Raw genomic sequence first — 22,344 nt, forward strand, 5'->3', positions numbered from 1 at the left:
GCCCTGCCCGCCGCCATGGCGGCGGATTCAGGCGCGCGGCCGGGCCCGCGCCCGCTCCGGCCGGGCCGTCCCGCGCGCCGCCCGGTGCCAGTATCCGCTCAGGCCTGCCCACGGGTCGGCGCCGTCCCGGTCGGTGCGGTCCGTCAGGCAGACCGTGCCCGCACCCTGCCAGCGGGCGATCCGCAGGGCCTCGTCCAGGTGCGCGGCCGGCAGTCCGTGCACCAGGTGCGCGAAGAGCGCGGCCGGGTAGCAGGCCGTCCACTGCGGCACCTCCGACCAGCGGTAACGCGCCCACGGCCCGGCGAAGGTGACCAGTTGGTCGGCGAACTCGGCGTAGGCGGGGTGCGGATGGGCGCCCGGGGCGAGCACCACGGCGCCCTTGTCGCCGAGCACTGCCCGCAGCATTCCGACCGCGCGCCTGCAGGACGCCGCCTCGGACCGCAGGGTGGGCGCCCGGTCGACGTAGAAGCCGTCCACGCGGTACCAGTCCAGGTAGTGCGTGGCCTCGGTCACCAGGTCGCCGTGCTGCCTGGCCCCGTAGGCGGCGTCCAGGCGTCCGAGGATCGGGACGCCGTTCTCACGGACGCGGCCCAGCGCCTCGGCGTACAGGCCGTCCGCCTTGGCGCCGGGCCCTCCGGAGACGTCGAACGCCACCCAGTCCAGCGGGGCGCCCGGCCGGGCGAGTTCGGCCCACTCCGCCGGGGCGACCAGCGGGTGCGCGAACAGCGGCACTCCGAAGCGGGCGCCCGCGGCGGGCTCGCCGAGGGCGACCGGCTCCGGCGGCATGGGGGCGTGCTCAGGAGGGGCGGATCGCGAGGCGAACGCCCTGGCGACGGCCCGACGCGTGCGCTCCTTGGCCGCGGATTCGCCGCAAGGGAGGCGAGGCGGGCTCTCCTCCTCGGCGGCGGTGCCCGCTTCGTCGCCCGGGGTGCCGGGGTCCGCGCCCTTGGGGGCGGGGGCGACTTGGTCGCGATGGGCGCCAGGGGTCGCACCCCTGGGGTCGGGGTCGGCCTCTCCTCCATGGGTGCCGGGGGTCGCACCCCCGGGGTCCCGGTCGGCCGGGTCACCAGGGCTGCCAGGGGTCGCGCCCCTCGGAGCGGGGACGACCTGATCGCCATGGGTGCCGATCCTGGCCGCCTCCCCGGTGACGGGCTTGGCCTCGCGTCCAGGGGCGCCGGCGCTGTCCACCTCCTGGGAGGCGGACTTTGCGCCAGCACCATGAGCGCGGGCCTCCGCTGCCCTGGCAGCGAGGTCGCACCCGTCACCATGGACGCTCGCCGTCCTCGCCTCCCCGGCCGCGGACTCGGCCTCTCCGCCACGGGTCCCGGACTCACCCGCGTCGATGGCGTCCGCCTGTGCGGCCTGCGGCCCGGGGCTCTCACGCGGGGTGCTGTCGGCGGGGTGGGCGGGGGCGTCGGCACGCCAGCGGTCGCGGAAGCCGTGCGCGGGGAGAAGCCGGGGCATTCGCGAGGGAATCAGACGCGGCATGCCGCCTCCATCCAGACGTCGGCGAGCGACTCCTCCAGGGCGATCCGGGGCCGCCAGCCGAGCCGGTCGCGGGCGGTGCGGACGTCGGCCTGCTGCCAGGCGCCGCAGCCGTCCGGGTACGGCGAGGCGTGCGGCGGGTCGTCCAGTTCGCGCAGCGCCCCGTCGAACCCGGCGACGTGGGCGAGGGCGGCGGCCATGTCCCGCATCCGCACCGCGCGGCCGCTGCCGATGTTCACCACGCCCTGCGCGGCCGACAGCGAGGCCGCGTGCACGGCGCGGGCGACGTCGCGTACGTCCACGAAGTCCCGCTGCGCGGTGAGCCCGCCGAGCTTCACCTCGCCGTCGCCGCTCTGCATCGCCCGGCGCAGCGCCTCCGCGACCCGGCCGAGCGGCGCGCCGGTGGGGGTGCCGGGCCCGACCGGGGTGAACACCCGCAGCACCACCGCGTCCAGGCCGGAGCCCAGTACCAGCTCGGTGGCCGCGAGTTTGCTCACACCGTACGGGCCGCCGGGCCGCGGCGCCGCGTCCTCACCGATCGAGGAGCCGGCCTGCGAGGGCCCGTACTCCGAGCCGCACCCGACCTGGACCAGCCGGGCCGCCACCGCGCTGCGCCGCAGCGCCTCGCAGACGGTGGCGACGGCCACGATGTTGTGCCGCGTCAGGTCGCGCGCGGTGCCGCGGGTGGCCCCGGCGCAGTTGATGACCACCCCGGGGTGGACGGCGTCGATGAACCGCGCGAGCACCCCCGGCGCCCCGCTGGCGAGGTCGAAGCGCACGTCGGCGTCGTCGCTGCGGCCGAGCGCGGTGAGCTGGCAGGCGGGGTCGGCCAGCAGCCGTTCCGCGACGTGGCGGCCGAGGAACCCGTCGGCCCCGAGCAGCAGCACCCTCATCGCGCACCCCCGCAACGCACCGCGAGGGCCCGCACGACGGGAGCGTCCCGCCGCTGCCTGCGTACGGCCAGGACGGGCACGTGCGGGCGGGTTGCGGCGCCGGTACGAACGGCCGGCGGTACGGCGGCGGTTCGTTCGGAGGAGGCGGGGGGGACGGGCAGAACAGGCGGGACGGGCACCGCGAACGGCCCCACCGGCAGACGCGACACGGCGACCTGCCGGCCGGGGGCGGCCGTCACCGGTGACGGGACGGCGAGCGATCCGGCGCCCGGGCCGGGCTCGACCGGGGCCGGCAGGACCGGGATGGCGAAGGGGCCGATCGGAACGGCCCTGCGGCGGGCGAGCGTTCGGGGGGCGCCGGCCCGGCGACCGTTCAAGGGGCTCGTCAAGGGGCTCGGTCCGGGCCGGACGGGGCCCGGCTCCGTACACGTTGCTCCCTGGCGCGGAGCAGCCGAAGTGGCATCGGGGGAGCCCGTATCTCGGGCTGCGGTGGGAGCGGCCGGGGCGGCGCTCGCCGCGGCTGCCGGCGACGGCGCGGCAGCCGGTCGGGGGAAGGAAGGGCGATGGTGCGTGGTCACGGGAGATCTCTCCTGATCGGTGTCACGGGACGTCATGTGCGGTGGGCCGCGGCGCGCGGCAGGAGGCGGAGCGCCGCCACGGTGAGGGCCAGCGCGGGGGTGCCGCAGGCCGCCGCCTCCGTGGTGCCCGCAGGGACGGCGGGCAGGAGGACGAGCAGGACGGCCTGGGCGGCCAGGGCCGCGGCGAGTGCGGCCGCCGCGGGCCGGGCCGCGCCGTGGACGGCGAGCAGCCGGGCGACGAGGAGCAGCGCGCCCAGCGCGGAGCCGCGGAAGGTGCCGAGCGCGGCGAGGAGGCCGAGCAGCACGGCCGCGTAGCCGGCGAGGACGGCGAGCAGCCGCGGCCGTACCGCGTCAGCGAAGTCGGCGAGGCTGTGGCTGGGCGCCAGTTGGGCGCGGGCGCTGCACGCGAACCAGCGGGCCAGCCAGGCGGCGGGGAGCAGGGTGAGCGCGAGGGCGGCGAGCGTCCAGGCGCCGACGGGGTGCGGGCCGCAGCGGGCCAGCGCGAGCAGGGCGACGGTGCCCAGCGCGGGCAGGTGCCGCAGGGCGCCCTCGGTCACCCGCAGCGGACCCCGGCGCAGCGCCGGCCACGCGGCGGCGACGAGCAGCCCGACGGCGGCGGGGCCCGGCAGCCCCAGGGCGGCAGCCAGGGCGAGGGCCAGGGCGGGCATGAGGTGCAGCGCGGCGTCGCGGACGCCGAAGCCGAGCGGTTCGCGCGCGCCCGCGGCCGGTGCGGGCCGCCCGTTCCTGGGCGTCCGCGCCACCAGCTCCTCGGCGAGGCCGAAGACGTCGCGGTGCCGCAGCCGCCGGGCGTCGGCGTCGGTGACGCCCCGCGCCTCCAGCCCGGCCGCGACCTCCCACATGTCGACGGCGCCGGCCAGCATGTCGTGGTGCCGGTGCAGCACGCCGAGTACGGGGTCGGCGGGCCCCCGACGCCGCGGCAGCCCCGTCCGTGCGGCGGCCCCGCCCGCGGCCGTACTGCCGGCGCCCCCGCGACCGCCCTCGCTTCGAGGCTCGGCAGACCCTTGCGGCTCACGCCCAGCCCTCGTACGGGGGGACCCGGCGCCGGCACCTGACGCGCCGTGACCGTCGGCCCACGACGGCCCCCGAACCCCCTCCGGCTCACCACCACCGTCCGTACGAGGGGACCCGGCACCGGCACCTGACGCGCCGTCACCGCCCTCCGGCGACAACCTCCGACCCCCCTCCTCCTCCTCACGACCACCACCCGTACGGGCGGACTCCGCCTCCCCCGCGGCCACCCCCTTCTCGCGGGACACCTCGCCCCGCCCCTCCGGCGAAGCCCCACCCTCCGTACCGGGGGTGCCGCTTGCCCCACCCCGCCGCTGTCCCGGCAGGCCGACGCCCTTGCCCCCCTCCCCCGCGTCCGGCGCTATCCCCAGCCCGTCGCGCGCGAAGCCGCCGCCCTCGGAGTCCTCGGGCCCGGCGTCGTCCCCCTCCTCGGAAAACCCGGCGGGGGCGCCCCCGCCGGGGAGCAGAAGCGATTCGTCAACGTGGGAAGGCCGCATGGCAGATGGCTCCTAATGACAGGGGGTCAGCGTGGTCGGTGCGAGGGACTCCGCCGGCGTGGTGAAGGGGCGCGGCGCCCCCGACGCGTCGTGCAAGGGCTCCCGCGGGACGGGGTGGTGGGCGACGACGCTCAGGTAGGCGTCGCGGAAGGCCCGCGTGCAGGTGGAGACCGTGAAGAGCGCGAGCGCGCGTTCACGGGCGGCCGCGCCGAGCCGGGCGGCGCGCTCGGGCCCGCGCAGGAGCTGCAGGGTGGCGTCGGCGAGCGCCCGCGGGTTGCGCGGCGGCACGATGAGGCCGGTGCCGCCGATCACCTCCCGTACGGCGCCCACGTCCGTGGAGACCGTGGGCCGCCCGCAGAACATCGCCTCGACAAGGCTGAGCGGGAAGCCCTCCGCGCTGCTGGAGAGCAGCACCACGTCGCCGGCCGCGTAGGCGTCCGCCGCCTCGGGGGCGCCCGGGGAGCCGATCTCCTCGAAGGTGACCGGGTTCTCGCCGACCGCGTGCGGGTGCGCCGCCTCGTCGGGGAACAGCTGGGCGGCGAGCGTGCGGCAGTGGCCGAGGTAGGCGGCCGAGCGCTCGTCGGTGGCGGGGGCGTAGAAGACCCGCAGCCGGGCCTGCGGTTCCTCGGCCCGTATGGTGCGGAAGGCGTGCAGGAGGGCGATCAGGTCCTTGGCGGGCTCGGCCCGGCCGACCCAGGCGACGGTGGGGTCGGCGTGCGCCGCGGGCGCGGCCGCCTCGGCCTCCGCTTCCTCGCCGGCGCGGGCGAAGCGGGCGGCGTCCATGCCGGGGTAGACCGTGCGCAGCCGCTCGGCCGGCGCGCCACAGCGCTCCTGCCAGCGGCGCACGTGGGTGGAGCCGGGGGTGATGAGCGCGGCCTGGCGGTAGGACTCGCCGGCGAGCAGCCGGTGGTAGTCGCCGAGCAGGGCGCGCACAGCCGGGGTGAGCCCGGCGGCGCGGTGGGCGAGCAGGGCCTCGCGGACCCGGACGGTGTACTCGGTGACGATGAGCGGGGTGCCGCAGAACCGTTTGGCCAGCAGTCCCGGCAGGGTGGCCGGGCCCCCCGAGACGGCGTGGCACACATCGGCGGAGCCGAGGGCGTCGGGGCCGTACCAGGGCAGGGAGAGCGGCCGCAGCTGGTGCTCCAGGAGGGCGGCCACGGCGAGGAGTTCGGTGACGGTGATGTCCTGGAGCAGCGGCCGCACCCCGGGGGCCCGGCAGGCCGCCTCCAGCGCGGTCAGGGCGTCCTCGCCGCGCAGCAGGTCGGGCAGCCCGCCGAACTCGGCGGCGGTCTCGGCCAGTCCGTAGAGCCCGGCGGCGAAGCGGTCGGCGCGGCCGCGTGCGGCGGTCGGCCCGGCGCCCGCCCGCTGCGGGGCGCCGGCCAGAGCTGCGGCGAGGTCGCCGAAGTGCCAGCCGAACGCCGCACGGCGGGCCCGGCGGTCGGCCCGGCCGCCGGTGGCGGGGCGGGCCGGCGGCTCGCCCCACAGCCGTTCGGTGCGGACCTGCCCGACCTGCGGCGGGACCTCGACCCGGCCGCCGGCCTCGGTACGCGGCGAGCGGCTGAGCGCGTAGACGTCGTACGCGTGCTGCGGCAGTGCGCGGACGAGCCGTTCGCACCACGCTCCTCCCTCACCTCGCGCATACGGATAGCCACCCTCGGTGAGCAGTGCGATGCGCACGGGTGCGCCCCCTCTCGGCATGACGGACGTACGGCCATGCCGGGCGGGCGCGTCCCTCCGGGGGCACCGCCATGGACGGCGGTCGGCGCCCGCCCGGCGCGAAGCACGCTATGCCGGGACAACGGTGCCGCGGCGGACGGTTGTCCGCGGCGCCATCAGAAGGGGTGAAGAGCCGTAACCTTCCCGGCGGCCGGTGCGTTTACGGAGCCCCGCCCGGGGGCTGCGCCCGGCAGGTGAGGGGCAGCGCCCCCAACCCCTGGCGCGCTCCTGGCACTTGCCGTGTACGCCGAGGCGGGGCCACCGCCCGGGTGAGCGGGCCCAGGACGGCGATCCGCCGCGGCCGCGCTTCCGCGAACTATCGGGGTACGCGGAGCCGGGAGCCGCGGGCGGGGCGAGGCGGCGTCAGGCGGGCGTTGTCCGGTTGGCCGTTGCTACCCCTGCGGACGGCTCGGCAGACCACGGCCCGGTCACGGCTCGTCAGCGCGCAGCCCGGGCCAGTCGGAGGCCGAAACAGCGACGGGCAGGCGGAACTTGCCGCTCCGGCCCAGGCAAGCGATCGCCATCACTGCCGTGCGGAAAAGCTCCGCGGCCCCGGCCGGAGCGGGGCCCGACACGAGCAGGCAAACGCGTCCCGCAGAACCGGGACGGGCGGCCGGCGCCCTGCGGACAGCTCCGCAGAACGACGGCCGGTCGGAGAACGAAACCGCGGCGGACAGGCGGACTCGTCACGACGGGCCCCGGCGAACGGCTGCGGACAGCTCCGCAGGACAGCCGCCGGTCGGAGGCCGAAACAGCGACGGGCAAACGGGGCTTGCCGCTCCGGCCCAGGCAAGCGATCGCTGCCGCTGCCGTGCGGAAAGGCCCCGCGGCCCCCAGCCGGATCGAGGCCCGACACGAGCAGGCGAACGCGTCCGGCAGAGCCGGGACGGACGGCCGCCGCCCTGCGGACAGCTCCGCAGGACGACCGCCGGTCGGAGAACGAAACCGCGACAGGCAGGCGGACCTGTCAGGACACGCCCAGCTGGGCCGCTACTGCCTTGCGGGCCGTTCTGCGGGCTGCCGCCTCGGTCGGGTCGGGGACCGGGACGGCGGCGAGCAGGCCCTTGGTGTACGGGTCCTGGGGGTTGCCGTAGACGTCCTCGGCCGTGCCCTCCTCGACCACGCGGCCCGAGCGCATGACCGCCACCCGGTCGCTCACCTGGCGGACGACGGCCAGGTCGTGGGCGACGAACACCAGTGCCACGCCGAACTCCCGCTTCAGCTCGCCGAGCAGGGCGACGACCTGGGCCTGGGTGGTGACGTCCAACGCGGAGACCGGCTCGTCGCAGACGATCAGCCGCGGCTGCGGGGCGAGCGCCCGCGCGATGCCGACGCGCTGCCGCTGACCGCCGCTGAACTCGTGCGGGTAGCGGTGGTACCAGGCCGGGTCCAGGCCGACCCGCTCCAGCAGGTCGCCGACGCGGGTGGTGATCTCCCTCTCGGTCAGGCGCCCTTCGGCCCGCAGCGGGTCGGCGATCGACTCGCCGATGCTGCGGCGGGGGTTGAGCGAGGAGACCGGGTCCTGGAAGACCATCTGCAACTCCCGGCGCAGCGGCCGCAGTTGCCGCTCCCGGAGGGCCGCGATGTCGCGGCCGCGGTAGCGGACCGCGCCCGCGGTCGGGTCGAGCAGCCGCACCAGCATCCGGCCGAGCGTGGTCTTGCCGCTGCCGCTCTCGCCGACGACGCCGAGCGTCTCGCCCGCCGCGACCGTCAGGCTCACCCCGTCCACGGCGGCGAACCGCTCCCGCCCGCGTCCGAACTCCTTGCGCAGCCCCACGGCTTCGAGCAAGGGCTCCCCACCGGAAGCCGCACCCGCTCCCGAGGCGCCGTTGGCGAGCGTACGGCCGACAGCCCCCGACACGGCCCCCTCGCCCAGAGCTTCGACCGAAGCACCCTCCGACGCGGCTTCCGCAGCCGGGACTTCGGTCGCCGCGTACTCCGGCACGGCTTCCTCAGCGGGTACTTCCGGAGCGGCGTCCTCCGACGCCCCTTCTCCCGCCGGGACTCCAGCCGCCGCCTCCTCCGACAGGGCACCCCCAGCGCGAGCTTCGACCTCGGCATCCTCCGACGCGGCTTCCCCAGCGGGGACTTCCGCAGCGGCCCCCTCCGACGCCCCTTCCCCGGACGGGAGTTCAGCCGCCGCACCCTCCGACACGGCACGCCCACCGTCGGCTTCGGCCTCGGCGCCCTCCGACACGGCCCCCTCACCGAGAGCTTCGGGCTCGGCGCCCTTCGCCGGCGCCTCCTCCGCCAGCTCTTGCACGGGCTTCACCGCCGGGCCCTCGCCGTCCAGCCGCGGGACCGCACTCAGCAGGGCGCGAGTGTACGGGTGGCGGGGCGAGCCGAGCAGTTCGGCCATCGGGCCGGACTCCACGGGCAGACCGTGCTGGAGGACAAGGAGGCGGTCCACGCTCGCCGCCGTCACGCCCAGGTCGTGCGTGACCAGCAGCAGCGCCAGCCCCTCGGCCTCGCGCAACTCGTGCAGCAGGTCCAGGATCTGGGCCTGGACGGTGACGTCGAGCGCGGTGGTCGGCTCGTCGGCGATGAGCAGCTGCGGCTGGCAGGCCAGCGCCATCGCGATCAGGGCCCGCTGGCGCATGCCGCCGCTGAACTCGTGCGGCCGCAGCCGGGCCCGCTTGGCCGCCGAGGGAATGCCGACCCGGTCGAGCACCTCGACCGCCCGGCCCCGCGCCGCCGAGCGGGACGCCTTGTGGTGGGCCCGGTAGACCTCGGCGATCTGGTCGCCGACGGCGTAGTACGGGTCCAGCGAGGAGAGCGGGTCCTGGAAGACGATGGCGGCGGTGCCGCCGCGCAGCCGGCGCAGCTCCTCCTCACGGGCGGTGAGCACATCGGTGCCGGCGACCCGGACGGTGCCGGTCACCCGCGCGCCGGTGCCGCGGTGCATGCCGAGCAGGGCGTAGGCGGTGGCGCTCTTGCCGGAGCCGGACTCGCCGACCAGGCCGAGCGCCTCGCCGGGGCGCAGGGTGAAGCCGACCCCGTCCACGGCCCGTACGGTGCCGCCGTCGGTGGGGAAGTCGATGCGCAGGTCGGCGACCTCGGCCAGCGGGGCGGGCCCGGGGCCGGTGGGGAGCGCGGGGGAAATGGGTGCTGCCGTCATGTCCTCGACCGTCGTGGAGTCGGTGCCGCTCGTCGCCTCGGTGCCGCTCATCGCAGCACCACCCTTCGGTCGGCCAGCGCGTAGAGCACGTCGGCGACCGCGTTGGCGACCACCACGGCGAGCCCCATCACCAGCACGATGCCCACGACCACGGGCAGGTCCTTCAACTGCACGGACTGCACGAGCTGTTGCCCCAGCCCCGGGACGCCGAAGAGCGTCTCGGTGAGCAGCGCGCCGCCGAACATGGTGCCGAGGTCGAGCGCGGACAGGGCGATCACCGGGGACAGCGCGCCGCGCAGGGCGTGCCGGCGGACCAGCGCGCCCTCGCCGACGCCGTAGGCGCGGAAGGTGCGGATGTGGTCCTCGGCGAGCGTCTCCAGCATCGAACTGCGGGTCAGCCGCGCGTACTTGGCCGCCTCGACCAGGGCCAGCGCCACCCAGGGCAGCAGCAGGTTCCAGGCCCACTGCTGCGGGTCGGAGGTCAGCGGCACATACGTCGGGTAGGGCAGCCAGCGCAGCCAGGCGCAGAACACCAGGAGCAGCAGGATGCCGGTGATGAACACCGGTGTGGCGATGCCGATCAGCGTGAAGCCGGTCAGCAGGCGCTCGACGATCGAGCCGCGGCGCAGCGCGGAGAGCAGGCCGGTGCCGATGCCGAGGACGAGCCACAGCACCATCGCGCCCAGGGCGAGCGAGGCGGTCGCGGGCAGCTTCTCGGCGATGATGTGGGTGACCAGGTCGCCGGTGCGGTAGGACTGGCCGAGGCAGGGCGCCGGGCAGTGCAGGGTGCCGGTGCCGGTGCTGTAGTCGTGGCCGGTGAATATGCCCTGGACGAAGTGCCAGAACTGCGCGTACACCGGGTCGTCCAGCCGCATCTGCACGCGGATCTGGTGCACCTGCGCCACCGAGCAGCGCGGGCCGCAGGCGAGTTGGGCGGCGTTACCGGGCGCGAGGTAGAAGGTCGCGTACAGCACCGCGGCGAGCACGAGGAGGACGACGGCGGCCTGCAGCAGCCGCCGGCCGGCGAAGCGGATCACCGGGCACCGCCCTTCTCCTCGCCGGAGCCGGAGCCGGAGTCGGCAGCGGCAGCGGCAGCCGACGAACCGGAAGCGGCCGCAGGACCGTTGGCACTCCCCGGAGCATCGGCGGTGGCCGTCACAGCAGCGGACCCGGAAACGGACCCGGCGGCATCGGCCGCCCCTGCCCCCGCGGCCTTGCGGGCCTCCGCCCGCCGCTCCTTGCGCGTGCCGACCCCCAGCCGCCCGGCCGCGCGCGGGTCGAGCGCGACCCGCACCCCGTCGGCGAAGACGGTGAACGCCAGCACCGTGACGAACAGCAGCAGCGCCGGCAGCAGCACGTACGCGGAGTCGGCCTGGTACCAGGTCGCGGCCGAGGAGAGCATCTGGCCCCAGGAGGAGGTCGGCGGGGTGACGCCGATGCCGAGGAAGGACAGGCCCGCCTCGGAGACGATGTTGGTGGGCAGCTGGATCGCCGCGTAGGTGAGCACGGGCGCGACCAGCGCGGGCAGCAGTTCGCGGCGGGCGGTGCGCCAGGTGCTGGAGCCGGCCAGCTTGGAGGCGGCCACGTAGTCCAGCGACTTGTGGGCGAGCACCTGGGCGCGGACGATCTTGGCGGTGCCGCCCCAGGCGAGCAGGCCCAGTACGAGCGCGAGCAGCACCGGGCGGGGGAAGCCGCTCGGCACGATCGCGAGCAGGGCGATGGTGAAGACGAGCGCGGGCATGGTGACGAAGACGTCGGTCACCCGGCTGAGCAGCGCGTCGACGAACCGGTTGCCGAGGCCGGCGGCCAGCCCGAGGGCCACGCCGACGACGACCTGCAGCACGGTGGCGCCCAGCGCGATGGCGAGCGAGGTGCGGGCGCCGTAGACGAGCCGGGCGAACAGGTCGCGGCCGGTGCCGGGTTCGACGCCCAGCCAGTGCTGCCCGCTGATGCCGCCGAAGTGCCCCAGCGGCACCGCGCCGGCCCGGGAGTCGAGCAGCGCGGCGTGGTACGTGGTGGTGTCCTGGCCTTCGAGGGCGGCGAGCAGCGGTGCGCCGGCCGCGACGAGCACCAGCAGGACGACGACGGCGCCGCCGGCCACGGCTGCGGGCCTGGCCCGCAGCCGCCGCCAGACCTGCCGCGCCCCGGAGGGCGGCGCCAGTGGAGCCGCGCCGCCCTCCGGGAGGGTGGTGAGGGTGTCCGCGCTCACGGCGTCACTTCACCGCGACCTGGGAGACGTCGAGCACACCGGTCCAGTCGCTGATGACGACGTTGCGGATGTCCTTGCCGTACAGCCGCTTGTAGACGGGGTGCACCAGCGGCACGGTCAGCGCCTGGGCGCCGATCTTCTTGTCGAGGGCGCCCCAGCGCTTGGCGGCCGCGCTCAGGTCGGTGATCTTGTTGATGGCGTCGATCTCGTTGTTCACCGACGGGTCGTTCAGCTGGGCGCTGTTGAAGTTGTAGCCGTCCTTGACGATCTGCCGGCCGTCGAAGATCGGGCCGAGGAACGGGCCGCCGGAGGGCCAGTCGGCACCCCAGCCGGCCAGGAACAGGCCCGGCTCGGTCTTGACGCTGTAGACCTTGTCGTCGTAGGCGTTGTGCTCCAGGCCGTCGAGCTTGACGGTGATGCCGGCCTTCTTCAGCGCGTCCTGGATCGCGGTGGCGACCTCGGGGCCTTCCTCGCCGCCCTTGTTGGTGTCGTGGGTGAGGGTGACGGTCAGGCCGTGGGGGTAGCCGGCCTCCTTCAGCAGCTCCTTCGCCTTGGCCGGGTCACCGCTCGCGCCCGCCGGGAAGGGGTCGTACGGGGTGTAGCCGAAGGCGGCCTGCGGGGGCAGGAAGGTGGTGGCGGGCTCGGCGAGCGCGGAGCCGCCGTCGGCGTCGACCACGGTGGAGCGGTCCACGGCGTAGGCGATGGCCTCGCGCACCTTGATGTTGTCGAACGGCTTCACCTTGGGGTTGAAGGCCAGGTAGTCGGTGTAGCCGAAGTGGCCGGTGCCCACCCGCGAGGCCAGCGCCTTGTCGCCGGTGACCTTGGCGAGCTCGGCCGGGCCGAGGTTGGTGTCCGTGGTCACCGCGTCCGCGTCCTTGCCGACGCCCGCGGACAGCCGCTGGTTGATGACGGCCTGGTCCAGGCCCGACTGCACGTCGATGGTGTCGGGGTAGGCCTGCCGCTGGTCGTCGGTCGCCCGCGACCACTCGGGGTTGCGCTTGAGCACGATGTGCTCGCCGTTGTTCTGGTTGCTGACCACCTCGTACGGGCCGGTGGAGACCGGGTGGTCGGCGTACTTGGTGCCGGTGTCCTTCGCCTTGGGCACCGGCGAGAAGGAGGTCTGGGTGGCCAGCAGCGGGAAGTCGCCCTCGGGCTTGTTCAGGTGGAAGACGATGGTCTTCGCGTCCGGCGTCTGGATCGCCGGCAGGCCCTTGGGGTCCTTGTACGGGCCCTGGTAGTCCTGCGCGCCGACCAGCCAGTCCCGCAGGTAGGGCGCGCCGCCGGACAGCTCGGGCGCGAAGGAGCGCTCGATGCCGTACTTGATGTCGGCGGCGGTGACCGGCGTGCCGTCCTGGTACTTCAGCCCGTCCTTGAGGTGGTACGTCCACACCGTCGCGTCCTTGCTGGGCGTGCCGGTGTCGGTGGCGAGGTCGGGGACGACCTTGTTGCCGGCGGCGCCGTTGGCGCGGTTGCGGGTGGTCAGCGTGCGGTACACCAGCGAGGGGATGTTGCCGCCGCCGGAGGTGTAGAGGCGGGCCGGATCGAAGTTGGTCTGCGGCTGGTTGTTCAGCACGTAGAGGGTGCCGCCCTTGTGCGGGGCCGCGTCGGTGCCGCTCTTGGCGGCCGAGTCCGCGCTCTTGGGGCCGCAGGCGACGGCCCCTCCGGCGAGGGCCAGGCCGACGGCTATCACGCCCAGATTGCGAGGCGTCACGGACAAGCGATGCATGGTGGAGACCTTTCGCGGGCCCGGTCGGGGCCCGAGCAGGGGAAGGTGCGCGCCGGTTCGCCGGGCGCGCGCAAGGGGGTGGTGCTCGGGGGGTGCGGTCCGGGTGGCCCGCGGTGGCGGGCGGCCGGACCTGCCGGAGCCGGCCCCTGGTCGCGGAGGCGGTGCCTCGACGCGGGGGACCGGCCGGTGGGGTCAGCGACAGTGCACGTCGGCCACGCTGTGCGCGGCCACGCCGATCAGCACCAGCTCGAAACCGGTGCGGACGAGGGGACGGATGTTGCGCTGTGCCATGCCCAGAAGGGTGCCTGGCGGCGCAGAGAAAAGTCAAAGTCGATCATTGGCAATCACAAAGCAACACTTATGATCCGGCCCGCTTCCCACGGCCGTGCTTCAGGGGAAAGGCCAGGGGTTGGGGGTGCAGGTGGGACCTCCGTCCAGGGACAGGAACTTGGTCTGCTGCATCATCACCGGCGCCGGCGCGCCCTCCTTCGGGCACCCGACGTGGCCGTGCCCGAGCCGGTGCCCGACCTCGTGGTTGACGAGCATCTGCCGGTACTCGAGCATGCGCCCGCTGCCGTACGTGGCCGCGCCCCGCGCCCACCGGTAGGCGTTGATCATCGTCCGGGGAGTCGACGCCGAGTCACATGACACGTTGTCAACTCTTGTGTCCAATCCGGACTTCGCACACCACTTGTCGGTGGTGCCCGGACTGGCGAGGGTGACGACGATGTCAGCCGGGCCTGTTGACACCCGCTCGAAGGTCATGGCGCCGCCGTGGCCCCAACTGCGCGGGTCGTTGAGGGTCTTGAAGACCGCGTCGGAGAAGAGCCCGGCGTCCAGCGGCAGGCCCTTCTCGACGTCCACCCGGAAGCGCACCACCTTGCCGCGGCCCGGGGCGGCCTGGTGACCGGGCACGGTGGTGAAGTCGCCGGACAGGCTGAGCCCGGGGTCCAGCGGGTACTGCCGGGACATCAGCGCGTCGTAGTCCGGTGCCGCCGTCGCCGTCGCGGTGGCGCTCGCCGAGGGCGCGGCCGCGGGGTCCTCCCCCGCCGCCGGGCGGGTCCCGCCACCGGGGCGGCCGTCGCCGCCGGTGTGGCGATGATCACTGCGGTGGACGTGCATGCCGACCACGACGGCCAGAGTCGTCATCACCGCGGCGGCCGCGATGCCGCTGAGCGCACGGCCCCTGCCGCGCTTGGCCGGCGGCGCGGCCGCCGCCGCGTCGGCCGGTTCCGGTTCCGGTGCGGGCTCGGCGGCCGGGCGCGCCGGCCGGGGCGGCGGGGGCACGTCGAAGGCGTCGACGAACTCCTGTCGCAGTCGCGGGACCGGCCGTCCGGCGGCGGGCGGGCGATCGGCACCGCCACCGCCGGACGCGGTGTCGTGGGCCGCCCAGTCCGCGGCCCACTCCTCCACGAGTTCGGCCGCCCGGTCCCGGTGCCCGGCGGCCGCGGCGGGCCAGGTGCCGGAGCGGCCCCAGGCGGCGTGCTCCGGGTGCTCGGGGTGCTGGGCGTGCCCCAGCCGGTCGCCCAGCCGGTCACCGAGCCGGTCACCGAGCCGGTCGCCGAGCCGGTCGCCGAGCCGGTCGCCGAGCCGGTCGAAGGTGCCGCCGGGCCGCTGCCCGGGGACGTGCGGTCCGGTGGGCCGCACCGGCACGAAGTAGTCGCTCTCCTCGGCGGGCCCGCGGCGCCGCCGCCCGGTGCCGGGCGGGCCCGAGGGCAGCGTGCCGCTGATGTAGCCGGGGGTACCGGGCGCGGGCGGCGCGGGCAGGTCGAGGCCGTCCGGACCGAACGGGTCGAGGGGTTCGAAGGCGTCGAACGGGTCCGTACCGCCCAGGGGGGCGCGACTGCCGCCGCCCGTACTGCCCGTGTTCCTCGTGCCGCCTGTACCGCCTGTACCGGATATCCCCCGGTCCAGGCGGTCCCCGTCGTCCGGGCCGCCCGGTGCGCTGTGCCTGCCCACGCTCTCGCTCAGCTCCCGGTCGCCGCGGTCGTCGTCGGTTCCGCGAGGGCCCGCCCGCCACTGCGGTGGGCGAGGTCGTAGCGCAGGTCGCGGAAGGCCCGGGCCACCAGTTCGGGGTGCTCCATCATCGCCACGTGGCCGCTGCCGGGGATGACCAGCAGCCGCCGGTCGCGGAAGGCGCGGGCGGCACGGCGGCCGCTCTTCGGCGACACCAGCTTGTCCCGGCCGCCGTACACCAGCAGCGTCGGGGCGAGCACCCGCTCGGCCTGGCGCCACAGCGCGTGCTGCCCGCCGAGGGTGTACGCGTCCACGATGCCGCGGGTCGAGCGCACCATCACGTCCCAGAAGTACGGCAGGGCGAGCCGCCGGTCGTACTCCGCGGCCGCCTCCTCTCGGGTTCGCGGGTCCACCACCGCCGGGTCGCCGTAGCACAGCGCCAGCAGGGCGGCGGTGCGCCGCTCCACGCTCCAGTCGCGGGTCAGCCGCCCGTACAGCGCGACCATGCCCGGCACCGCGGCCAGGGCCGTCGGCCAGGCGGTGCGCTGCGGCGGGACCTCGGGCAGCGCGGGCGAGACCAGGGTCAGCGTGCGCACCAGGTCGGGCCGGGCGGCGGCGACCTTCACCGCCACCGCGCCGCCCATGGAGTTGCCGAACAGGTGCACCGGACCGCGCCCCCCGGCGTCCAGCAGCCGGATCACCGCCCGGGCGTGCCCGGGGATCGAGTAGTCGCCGTCGTCGGGCGGCGGCGAGTGGCCGAAGCCCGGCAGGTCCAGCGCCTCGGGGGCCACGCTGCCCTCCAGCCGCGCCATCAGCGCCGACCAGTTCTGCGAGGAGCCGCCCAGGCCGTGCACGAACAGCGCCGGCTCCAGGCCGGGCCCGGGGCGGGAGCGGACCACCAGGCTGAACCCGGGCAGCCGGACCGTGCGGGCCGACTCCCCGTCGGCGAGCAGCGGGCCCCTGGGGGGCACGGACACCGGTGCGACGGCCGCATTGGAGTGATCGGTCGTGGGCATGCGCCAATGTTACGAGGCGATCACGCACCTTGCCGGTGTGTTCGCCGCCACAAGTGGTCAGAAGCATCTCAGGGCCCATAGGCTCCCTGGAGACGCTCGACTCGCACCGGTACCACGAGGAGGCGCCATGTCCCACCCGACCGACCGCACCGAGAACCCCGCCGGGAAGGCGGCCGGCACCAAGGCCGCGGACCCCGCGAACACCGGGGATGCGGAGGAGAACGACCTCGACCTGGAGGCGCCCGAGGCGGACGCCGCCGAGCAGCGCGCGGACGTGGTGCCCGGCGAGGAGGCCGACGAGGGCGAGCAGGCCCCGCCCTCCGGCATCGAGGCGGACCCGGCGGACGAGGCCGAGCAGCACCGCGTGGTGACCCTCGACGAGGACGACTACCGGTGACCGCCCCCTGCGGCGGCCTGCGGCGCGCCCTGCCCGGGAGTACCTCGCGCGCCCTGCCCGGGAGTACCAGGGTGTGAGAATGTGCGGCCGCGGGCGGCACGAGGCCGTTACCCAAAAGTACGATGGCCACCGCGGTGCATTCCGGCAGGACCCGCACCGGAACCCTCACGAACTGGGAGGCGGCGTGACAGCCATCGAGCAGACTCAGGCACGGCCGCGCGGCACCCGTCTGCCCCGCCGGGCCCGGCGCGAACAGCTGCTGGGCGCGGCACAGGAAGTCTTCGTCGCCCAGGGTTACCACGCGGCCGCGATGGACGACATCGCCGAGCGGGCCGGCGTCAGCAAACCGGTGCTCTACCAGCACTTCCCCGGCAAGCTCGAACTCTACTTGGCCCTGCTCGACCAGCACTGCGAGTCACTGCTGCACGCGGTGCGTACCGCGCTGGCGTCCACCACGGACAACAAGCAGCGCGTCGAGGCGACCATGGACGCCTACTTCGCCTACGTCGAGGACGAGGGCGGCGCCTTCCGGCTGGTCTTCGAGTCCGACCTGACGAACGAGCCGGCCGTGCGCGAGCGGGTGGACAAGGTGGCGCTGCAGTGCGCCGAGGCGATCAGCGAGGTCATCGCCGAGGACACCGGGCTCGCCCCCGAGCACTCCATGCTGCTGGCCGTGGGCCTGGGCGGCGTCTCGCAGGTGGTGGCCCGCTACTGGCTGGCCAGCGGCAGCGACGTGCCGCGCGAGACCGCGGTCTCGCTGCTCAGCTCGCTCGCCTGGCGGGGCGTCGCCGGCTTCCCGCTGCACGGCGCGGAAGGCCACCACGGGACCGACGGGCACCACTGAAGGGCCACTGACGGGCCGCTGACAGGGCGCTGTGGGGCCGCCGGCGAGCCACTGACGGGCCGCCGGCAGGCCGCTCTCGGGCCACCGGCAAGCCGCTGCCGCGCCCTCCGGGGTCCCCGGGGGCGCCGCCCGGCGGTCGCCGGTTGTTCGCTCACGGCGTTCCCGGCGTGTCCGATGCGGCCCGCCACGCCGGGCTAGTCTGTGCAGCGTACGGCGCGAGAGGACCGCGCACACCGCCCGACCATCGGAGGTATCCAAGCCGTGGAGGTCAAGATCGGCGTGCAGCACGCGCCGCGCGAGATCAACATCGAGAGCGCGCAGTCGGCGGACGAGGTGGAGACCGCCGTCGCCGAGGCGCTGTCCGGCACGTCCAAGCTGCTGACCCTGGTGGACGAGCACGGCCGCAAGGTCCTGATCCCCGCCGACCGTCTCGCCTACGTCGAGATCGGCGAGCCCGCCACCCGCCGGGTGGGCTTCGGCGCGGCCCTCTGACGCGGGCGGCACCGGCAGCATCCAAAAGCCGCATCCCCTCCCGGGGGTGCGGCTTTTGCGTGCCCGGCGGGGGGACGCGGCCACGTCGCGTTCACAGCGGGCGAACAAGCGGAGGGCATGGTCCCGTTTCATGGCGGCGTTGTTACGGGTAGGTAGCGTCCCGTACGGGCGTAGCCGCATGCCACCGAGGGGAGTTGACGATGCTTTGGAACGCCGTCGCCTTTGCCGTGCTGGGGCTGGTGGTCTCGTGGGCGGCCGGGCGGGTGTTCCCCGCCCGGCTGGGGCTGAGCCCGCTCACCCTGGCCACCGGGCCGGTGGCCGCGCTCATCGGCGGCCTCGTCGCGTTCAGCGTCGTCGGTGAACGCCACCCGGAGCTGACGTATCCCGCCGCCGCGCTCACCGCGGCGGTGCTGCTGAGCCTGCTGGCCGGCCCGCCCCGGCGCGGCCGCCACGCCAAGGCCGGGGTCTAGCCGGGCCCGGTTCCCGCCGGGGTTGAGGGGGAACCGGCGGCGCGTCGGAAGGAACCTGCGGCGCGTCAGGCGGCCAGGCCGAGCGCGGCCATCCGCTTGGTGTGCGCCTCGGTGATCCGGGAGAACATCCGGCCCACCTCGGCCAGGTCGAAGCCGTCGGCGACACCGCCGACCAGCATCGTGGACAGCGCGTCCCGGTCGGCGACCACCCGCTGCGCCTGCGAGAGCGCCTCGCCCATCAGCCGCCGCGCCCACAGCGCCAGCCGCCCGCCGACCCGCGGGTCGGCCGCGATGGCCGCGCGGACCTTCTCCACCGCGAAGGAGGCGTGCCCGGTGTCGTCGAGAACGGCGAGCACCAGCTCGCGGGTGTCGGAGTCGAGCCGGGCGGCGACCTCGCGGTAGAAGTCGGAGGCGATGGCGTCGCCGACGTACGCCTTGACCAGGCCCTCCAGCCAGTCCGAGGGCGCGGTCTGGCGGTGGAAACCGTCCAGGGCCGCGGCGAAGGGGGCCATGGCGTCGTTGGGCGCCTCGCCGATCGAGGCCAGCCGGTCGCGCAGCCGCTCGTAGTGGTGGAACTCGGCGGTCGCCATCGCGGCCAGCTCCGCCTTGTCCTCCAGGGTCGGCGCGAGCTTCGCGTCGTCGGCGAGCCGCTCGAAGGCGGCCAGCTCCCCGTAGGCCAGTGCGCCCAGCAGGTCCACCACGGCGGCCCGGTACTGCGGCTGCGCACTGGCCTCCGCCCAGTCCTGTGCGGCGATCCCGGTGACCGGGGGCTGCGGCTTCGCGTCCGTCGACTCAGGCGTCTCGTCGTCCATGGCCCGCACAATAGCCAAACCGGCGGGTGACGAGGGCGGGCGGCGAGGTCCGGTGCCGTACGCCATGGGCCTCCGCGGCCCGACGGGCACGGCACGGGGTTGCCGCACCGCCCGGATACGGTGCGGCGCGGCCCTCCGCAGCGCCCGTTCCTGCCCGATCGCAGTGGAACGAAACACATGATCGGGTGCAGCTGGGCGTTTCCGGGGTAGAGTGGTAATGCACCCGCCGAGAAGTCGGTCACGTGACGACGGCCGGCGGGCGACGTGTGCAACACCTGGATGCCCGGTCGGTGGCCCGATCGGCTCCGAACCGACCGCCTTCCCGCCATCGGGAGGGGCCCACTCGCGGCATCAGCGAGGGCAGCGGTCCCGCGCTCCGCGGCCGACCTATGGCCGAACGACACCTCTGCGCGGTCAGCGACCGGCGCCGTCCCTTAGGCGCTCCGGTGGCTCGACCCCCCTTGCCGCCAGTGCCGCGTCTCACAGAAGAGGCAACATCCTGACCACCACGACTTTCCGCAGCCTCGGGATCCTCCCCGAGACCGCCGAGGCCCTGGACGCCGTCGGCATCACCACCCCCTTCCCCATCCAGGAGATGACCCTCCCGGTCGCCCTCGCCGGCAACGACGTGATCGGCCAGGCCAAGACGGGCACCGGCAAGACCCTCGGGTTCGGCCTGCCGCTGCTGGAGCGGATCACCGTGCCCGCCGATGTCGAGGCCGGCCGCGCCACGCCCGAGCAGCTCACCGACGCGCCGCAGGCGCTCGTCGTCGTCCCCACCCGCGAGCTGTGCCAGCAGGTCACCAACGACCTGCTCACCGCCGGCAAGGTCCGCGCGGTGCGGGTGGTCGCGATCTACGGCGGACGCGCCTACGAGCCGCAGGTCGAGGCGCTGAAGAAGGGCGTCGACGTGGTCGTCGGCACCCCGGGGCGGCTGCTCGACCTGTCCGGCCAGCGCAAGCTCGACCTCAAGCACGTGCGCACCCTCGTCCTGGACGAGGCCGACGAGATGCTCGACCTCGGCTTCCTGCCCGACGTCGAGAAGATCATGGCGATGCTGCCGGCCAAGCGGCAGACCATGCTTTTCTCGGCCACCATGCCCGGCGCGGTGATCAGCCTCGCCCGCCGCTACATGTCGCAGCCCACCCACATCCGCGCCACCGCGCCGGACGACGAGGGCGCGACCGTGGCCAACATCACCCAGCACATCTTCCGCGCCCACTCACTGGACAAGCCGGAACTGGTCGCGCGCGTGCTGCAGGCCGAGGGCCGCGGCCTGGCGATGATCTTCTGCCGCACCAAGCGGACCGCCGCGGACGTCGCCGAGCAGCTGGAGAAGCGCGGCTTCGCCGCCGGCGCCGTGCACGGCGACCTCGGGCAGGGCGCCCGCGAGCAGGCGCTGCGCGCCTTCCGCAACGGCAAGGTGGACGTCCTGGTCTGCACCGACGTCGCCGCCCGCGGCATCGACGTCGAGGGCGTCACGCATGTGATCAACTACCAGACGCCCGAGGACGAGAAGACGTACCTGCACCGGATCGGCCGCACCGGCCGCGCCGGCGCCTCCGGTACCGCCATCACGCTCGTGGACTGGGACGACATCCCGCGCTGGCAGCTGATCAACAAGGCGCTGGAACTGCCGTTCAACGAGCCGGAGGAGACGTACTCCACCTCCCCGCACCTCTACGAGCTGCTCGGCATCCCCGAGGGCACGAAGGGGATACTGCCCCGGGCCGAGCGGACCCGGGCCGGGCTCGACGCCGAGGCCGTGGAGGACCTGGGCGAGACCGGGTCCCGCGGGCCGCGCCGCGGGCGCTCCCAGGCACCGGCCGCGGAGCCGCGCCCCGCGCGCACCCGCACGCCGCGCCAGCGGCGGCGCACCCGGGGCGGCGAGACGGTCGCCCCCGGCGGTGCCGGCGAGACGGCTGCTCCCGCGTCGGCCATTCCCGCGCCCGCGGAGCCGGTGGACGGCGAGGCGCGCCGCACCCCGCGGCGCCGCCGCCGCACCCGCGCCGGTGCGGCCGCCGCTCCCGAGACGGTACGTGAGTCGGTGGCTCCGGCCGAGCCGGTCGCAGTGCTCGACCCGCCGCTCGCACCCCCGGCCGAGAAGCCGGCCCGCCGCCGCACCCGCAAGTCCGCTGCCGCGGAGCCCGCGGTGGAGACGGCGGAGCCGGCGGAGCCGGCGGTGAAGACGGCCGAGCCCGCGGTGGGAACGGCGGAGCCGGCGGTCGAGACGGTGGAGCCTGTCGCGCCGAAGCCGGCGCGCAAGCGGGCCCCGCGGAAGACCGCGGCGGCGACGGCTGCGACAGCTACGGCGGTTGCGACCGACGTGGCACCCGCGGCGGCGCCCGCCGAGGAAGCGAAGCCCGCGCGCAAGCGTGCGCCCCGCAAGACGGCGACCGCTGCCGCCGAGGCCGTAGTGGACGAGGTGCAGCCCCAGCCTGCCGCCCCGAAGCGCACCCGCAAGACGGCGGCGCCCGCGACCGCCGCGACGGCCGCAGCCACCGAGGAGGAGCCGAAGCCGGCCCGCAAGCGGGCCCCGCGCAAGACCGCGACCGCGGCCGCAACCACGGAGGCGGCGCCCACCGAGGAAGCGAAGCCCGCCCCCCGCAAGCGAGCCTCGCGCAAGGCCGCGACCGCGGCCGAGATCCCGGCCCCGGCAGCCCCCCAGCAGTAGCGAGCCCAAGGGTGCGGCACCCCAAGCAACAAGGGGTGCCGCACCTTTGTCGTTCCCCGCCCACCCACCCCTACCAGCGTGGGCTACCCCCGCACCCCCTCAAAAGCCCCCCGAGGGCCGCGAGGAACGCCGCGGGAAAGGGCCACCACCTGCGGCCGGACACGGCAGGGCTGCGGCAGACGGTCCCCCGAGGAACGCGGGGACCCGCGCGAGCAACCCCCCACCGGCCCGGCGACCGGAAAACACCGCGCACCCCTACGACGGGAACCCGAAGGGGCGCGGGGAACTGCGCGAGCAACCACCCACCGGCCCGGCGGCCGGAAAACACCGCGCACCCCTACGACGGGAACCCGAAGGGGCGCGGGGAACTGCGCGACCAGCCCCGAACCGGCCCGGCGGCCGACAACACGCAGAACCCCCACGGCGGGAACC

17 protein-coding genes are annotated in these 22,344 nt (G+C 75.4%); 5 read left to right on the top strand and 12 right to left on the bottom strand.

What is annotated here, in order from left to right:
* Positions 1 to 27: 27 nt before the first annotated feature.
* The 11 genes from BLR33_RS08150 to BLR33_RS08195 all read right to left on the bottom strand — a co-directional run bounded on the left by BLR33_RS08150 (position 28) and on the right by BLR33_RS08195 (position 16,223).
* Positions 28 to 786: a spherulation-specific family 4 protein gene (locus tag BLR33_RS08150; protein ID WP_093783601.1), complete on the bottom strand. Its 759-nt coding sequence runs from the start codon at positions 784 to 786 to the stop codon at positions 28 to 30.
* Between the two features lie 689 nt (positions 787 to 1,475).
* Positions 1,476 to 2,378, bottom strand: a complete 903-nt coding sequence (locus BLR33_RS08155; protein ID WP_093783602.1) for an NAD-dependent epimerase/dehydratase family protein — start codon at positions 2,376 to 2,378, stop codon at positions 1,476 to 1,478.
* A 610-nt stretch (positions 2,379 to 2,988) separates the two neighbouring features.
* Positions 2,989 to 3,858: a hypothetical protein gene (locus tag BLR33_RS08160; protein ID WP_093783603.1), complete on the bottom strand. Its 870-nt coding sequence runs from the start codon at positions 3,856 to 3,858 to the stop codon at positions 2,989 to 2,991.
* 636 nt (positions 3,859 to 4,494) lie between these two features.
* On the bottom strand, positions 4,495 to 6,159 hold the full coding sequence (locus BLR33_RS08165) for a DUF3492 domain-containing protein (RefSeq protein WP_093783604.1): 1,665 nt from the start codon (positions 6,157 to 6,159) through the stop codon (positions 4,495 to 4,497).
* Between the two features lie 1,006 nt (positions 6,160 to 7,165).
* Positions 7,166 to 9,316, bottom strand: a complete 2,151-nt coding sequence (locus BLR33_RS35965) for a dipeptide ABC transporter ATP-binding protein (RefSeq protein WP_093783801.1) — start codon at positions 9,314 to 9,316, stop codon at positions 7,166 to 7,168.
* A 47-nt stretch (positions 9,317 to 9,363) separates the two neighbouring features.
* A complete protein-coding gene (locus tag BLR33_RS08175) occupies positions 9,364 to 10,353 on the bottom strand; it encodes an ABC transporter permease (protein WP_093783605.1) in 990 nt (329 codons plus the stop codon).
* Positions 10,350 to 11,525 carry an ABC transporter permease gene (locus BLR33_RS08180; protein ID WP_093783606.1) on the bottom strand — a complete coding sequence of 392 codons (1,176 nt, stop codon included), beginning with the start codon at positions 11,523 to 11,525 and terminating at the stop codon, positions 10,350 to 10,352. Before BLR33_RS08180 ends, BLR33_RS08175 begins: the two co-directional genes overlap by 4 nt.
* A 4-nt stretch (positions 11,526 to 11,529) precedes the next feature.
* Positions 11,530 to 13,251, bottom strand: a complete 1,722-nt coding sequence (locus tag BLR33_RS08185) for an ABC transporter substrate-binding protein (RefSeq protein ID WP_093783607.1) — start codon at positions 13,249 to 13,251, stop codon at positions 11,530 to 11,532.
* A gap of 192 nt (positions 13,252 to 13,443) precedes the next feature.
* The gene (locus BLR33_RS36910) at positions 13,444 to 13,542 is read right to left on the bottom strand and encodes an Ms4533A family Cys-rich leader peptide (RefSeq protein WP_322987145.1); all 99 of its coding nucleotides are present in this window, start codon (positions 13,540 to 13,542) and stop codon (positions 13,444 to 13,446) included.
* Between the two features lie 99 nt (positions 13,543 to 13,641).
* The gene (locus tag BLR33_RS35970; protein ID WP_245771254.1) at positions 13,642 to 15,210 is read right to left on the bottom strand and encodes a DUF3152 domain-containing protein; all 1,569 of its coding nucleotides are present in this window, start codon (positions 15,208 to 15,210) and stop codon (positions 13,642 to 13,644) included.
* Positions 15,211 to 15,218: 8 nt separating this feature from the next.
* Positions 15,219 to 16,223 (bottom strand): alpha/beta fold hydrolase, encoded by a 1,005-nt coding sequence (locus tag BLR33_RS08195; RefSeq protein ID WP_093783608.1) that lies wholly within the window; start codon positions 16,221 to 16,223, stop codon positions 15,219 to 15,221.
* A 127-nt stretch (positions 16,224 to 16,350) separates the two neighbouring features.
* Between BLR33_RS08195 and BLR33_RS08200 the strand changes: the two genes are divergently transcribed.
* The 4 genes from BLR33_RS08200 (at position 16,351) to BLR33_RS08215 (ending at position 18,426) form a co-directional block, all read left to right on the top strand.
* A complete protein-coding gene (locus BLR33_RS08200) occupies positions 16,351 to 16,620 on the top strand; it encodes a hypothetical protein (protein WP_093783609.1) in 270 nt (89 codons plus the stop codon).
* A gap of 184 nt (positions 16,621 to 16,804) precedes the next feature.
* On the top strand, positions 16,805 to 17,464 hold the full coding sequence (locus BLR33_RS08205; RefSeq protein WP_093783610.1) for a TetR/AcrR family transcriptional regulator: 660 nt from the start codon (positions 16,805 to 16,807) through the stop codon (positions 17,462 to 17,464).
* A gap of 261 nt (positions 17,465 to 17,725) precedes the next feature.
* Positions 17,726 to 17,956, top strand: a complete 231-nt coding sequence (locus BLR33_RS08210; RefSeq protein ID WP_093783611.1) for a DUF3107 domain-containing protein — start codon at positions 17,726 to 17,728, stop codon at positions 17,954 to 17,956.
* A gap of 200 nt (positions 17,957 to 18,156) precedes the next feature.
* The gene (locus tag BLR33_RS08215; protein WP_093783612.1) at positions 18,157 to 18,426 is read left to right on the top strand and encodes a hypothetical protein; all 270 of its coding nucleotides are present in this window, start codon (positions 18,157 to 18,159) and stop codon (positions 18,424 to 18,426) included.
* 65 nt (positions 18,427 to 18,491) lie between these two features.
* Here BLR33_RS08215 and BLR33_RS08220 read toward each other — a convergent pair whose 3' ends face one another.
* On the bottom strand, positions 18,492 to 19,238 hold the full coding sequence (locus BLR33_RS08220) for a ferritin-like fold-containing protein (RefSeq protein ID WP_093783613.1): 747 nt from the start codon (positions 19,236 to 19,238) through the stop codon (positions 18,492 to 18,494).
* A gap of 595 nt (positions 19,239 to 19,833) precedes the next feature.
* Between BLR33_RS08220 and BLR33_RS08225 the strand changes: the two genes are divergently transcribed.
* Positions 19,834 to 21,912: a DEAD/DEAH box helicase gene (locus BLR33_RS08225; RefSeq protein WP_245771255.1), complete on the top strand. Its 2,079-nt coding sequence runs from the start codon at positions 19,834 to 19,836 to the stop codon at positions 21,910 to 21,912.
* The last annotated feature ends 432 nt before the right edge of the window (positions 21,913 to 22,344 follow it).

It is taken from the genome of Actinacidiphila guanduensis (genome assembly GCF_900103985.1).
Classification (GTDB): domain Bacteria; phylum Actinomycetota; class Actinomycetes; order Streptomycetales; family Streptomycetaceae; genus Actinacidiphila; species Actinacidiphila guanduensis.

Bases quoted from the DNA above. Each gene is read 5' to 3' on its own strand.
- BLR33_RS35965 (WP_093783801.1), bottom strand. From the start codon at position 9,316: ATGACGGCAGCACCCATTTCCCCCGCGCTCCCCACCGGCCCCGGGCCC.
- BLR33_RS08195 (WP_093783608.1), bottom strand. From the start codon at position 16,223: ATGCCCACGACCGATCACTCCAATGCGGCCGTCGCACCGGTGTCCGTG.
- BLR33_RS08185 (WP_093783607.1), bottom strand. From the start codon at position 13,251: ATGCATCGCTTGTCCGTGACGCCTCGCAATCTGGGCGTGATAGCCGTC.
- BLR33_RS08150 (WP_093783601.1), bottom strand. From the start codon at position 786: ATGCCGCCGGAGCCGGTCGCCCTCGGCGAGCCCGCCGCGGGCGCCCGC.
- BLR33_RS36910 (WP_322987145.1), bottom strand. From the start codon at position 13,542: ATGGCACAGCGCAACATCCGTCCCCTCGTCCGCACCGGTTTCGAGCTG.
- BLR33_RS08155 (WP_093783602.1), bottom strand. From the start codon at position 2,378: ATGAGGGTGCTGCTGCTCGGGGCCGACGGGTTCCTCGGCCGCCACGTC.
- BLR33_RS08215 (WP_093783612.1), top strand. From the start codon at position 18,157: ATGCTTTGGAACGCCGTCGCCTTTGCCGTGCTGGGGCTGGTGGTCTCG.
- BLR33_RS08225 (WP_245771255.1), top strand. From the start codon at position 19,834: ATGACCCTCCCGGTCGCCCTCGCCGGCAACGACGTGATCGGCCAGGCC.
- BLR33_RS08220 (WP_093783613.1), bottom strand. From the start codon at position 19,238: ATGGACGACGAGACGCCTGAGTCGACGGACGCGAAGCCGCAGCCCCCG.
- BLR33_RS08200 (WP_093783609.1), top strand. From the start codon at position 16,351: ATGTCCCACCCGACCGACCGCACCGAGAACCCCGCCGGGAAGGCGGCC.